This window comes from Cellulomonas septica (assembly GCF_012396155.1).
GTDB lineage: Bacteria > Actinomycetota > Actinomycetes > Actinomycetales > Cellulomonadaceae > Cellulomonas > Cellulomonas septica.
The window spans coordinates 1-1,900 of sequence record NZ_JAAXOY010000676.1 but is presented as its reverse complement, the minus strand read 5'-3'; the positions used below and the strand labels follow the sequence as shown (position 1 = coordinate 1,900).

Genomic DNA, 1,900 nt, shown 5'->3' with positions numbered 1-1,900 from the left:
CGACGGCGGCCGACAGCGCCGCGACGAGCCTGCCGACGGCGCTCGCCCCCGCGTCGAACCCGCTGAGCCCGGCGAACCTCGTGCCGCCCATGACGGCCGTGCCCCCGACCGCGCCCGTCACGCCCGAGCCGTCGCCCGTCGCGTACCGGCTCGACGTCGCACGCGAGAAGGACGCCGTCACGGCCCCCACCGCGGTGCTCGACCCCGCGGACCTCGACGAGCCGTCCCCGGCGCCAGCGTTCGAGGAGCCGCTGCCCGAGCTCGCGATCCTCGCGAAGCGTCGCCGGGTCATCACGACCCTCGTGTGGGTGCGTGAGCGCCGCGGGCAGCGGTTCGAGGCCATGCTGCGGCCCGACGGGTTCGTCGAGCTCGAGGACGGCGAGGTGTTCGCCGATCCCGACGAGGCGGCGGCCGCGGTCATCGGCGTCGACTACGCGGTCGACGGGTGGCGCGCGTGGCGGCTCGGCGACGGCGGCCCGACCCTCGCGGAGGCCGCGGGCGTCGAGCGCCCGTACTGACGGCGACTCGGTCAGCCCCAGCCGTAGGCGGCCGTCCAGCGGTCGAGCTCGGCGTAGAACCGGGCGCGGACGGGCTGCGGCGACAGGGTGAGGTCGTGCACGCCGCCGGCGATGCGCACGACCGTGACGAGCGGTCCCAGCTGCACGGCGCGGCGCGCGACGAGCTCGACGTCCAGCACGACGTCCGCCGAGCGCATGTCCTCGCTCCAGCGCGGGCTGATGACCGTGCGTGACGACGCGAGCGTGAGGATCGGCGCGGTCACGTGCAGCCCGCGGGCGACCGTCGCGTGGCCGGCGATGATCGCGCGCAGCCAGCCGGCGCGGACGGGGAACGACGGCACGGGCCGCCAGTGCAGGTCGTACGTCCACTCGCCGCCGCTGCTCGCCGACAGCGTCCGCGCGTAGTAGCCGGGGTCGATGTTCGGCAACGGCGCCTTCGGCTGGAAGCGGGCGAGCTGCGCGATGGCCGGGCCGCTCACGTGCCGCACGACCGACGACCCCTGCAGCTCGAGCCACGGCGAGTTGAGGACCAGGCCGTCGAGCTCGCCGGGGTGCCGGTCGGCCCACAGCGCCGCGACCAGCCCGCCCGTCGAGTGCCCCATGACCATGACGCGCCCGTACGTGCCGACGTCGTGCCGCACCACGTCGAGCGCGGCCTCGATCTCCTCGTCGTACGTCGCGAGGTCGTCGACGTAGCCGGGCGTCTGCCACGGTCGCAGCGACCGGCCGTACTTGCGCAGGTCCAGCGCGTAGAAGGCCGCGCCGCGCGAGTGCCAGTGCTCCGCGAGCCCCGTCTGGAAGAAGTAGTCCGACCAGCCGTGCACGTAGAGGACGGCGCGCGACGGGCGGACGGGCTCGTCGGTCGGCGGCGCGTACCGCACGAGGCTCGCGACGACGGCACCCTCGTCGTCGGGTCGCAGGTCGAGCGTGCGGACGTGGTAGTCGTCACCGAGGACGTCGGGCGCCCACTCGCTCACGTGCGCCTCCCGTCGTCAGGGCTCGAGAACGATCTTGCCGAACTGGTCCCCGGCCGCAAGACGGCCGAGCGCGTCCGCGGCCCGGACCAGCGGGAACGTCGAGTCGACGAGAGGTCGCACACCGGTGCGGGCGAGGAACGCGAGCAGGTGCTGCAGGTCGTCGCGGCTGCCCATGGTCGTGCCGAGCACGGAGATCTCCTGGAAGAAGATCCGCTGCAGCTCGGCCTGCTCCGCGTCGCCGCTCGTGGCACCGGCGACGACGATCGTGCCGCCCGGGCGCACCGACCGCACCGAGTGCGACCACGTCGCCCGCCCGACCGACTCCAGCACCAGGTCGACGCGCGGCACGCGCGCACCGGTCTCGACCGCCGCCGTCGCCCCCAGCGCGAGCGCCCGCTCGCGACG

3 protein-coding genes are annotated in these 1,900 nt (G+C 75.0%); 1 reads left to right on the top strand and 2 read right to left on the bottom strand.

The features are described 5' to 3' along the window. The coding region (locus HGA02_RS18000) for a restriction system modified-DNA reader domain-containing protein (RefSeq protein WP_484482056.1) at positions 1-518 on the top strand (518 nt) is incomplete at its 5' end. 11 nt (positions 519-529) lie between these two features. On the opposite strand, the gene HGA02_RS17995 is transcribed toward HGA02_RS18000, so the two are convergent. Both HGA02_RS17995 and HGA02_RS17990 read right to left on the bottom strand, forming a co-directional pair. Further along, positions 530-1,495, bottom strand: a complete 966-nt coding sequence (locus HGA02_RS17995) for an alpha/beta fold hydrolase (RefSeq protein WP_168680636.1) — start codon at positions 1,493-1,495, stop codon at positions 530-532. A 15-nt stretch (positions 1,496-1,510) separates the two neighbouring features. Continuing rightward, positions 1,511-1,900 (bottom strand): zinc-binding dehydrogenase (locus HGA02_RS17990; protein ID WP_168680634.1); only part of this gene is annotated, 390 nt, incomplete at its 5' end.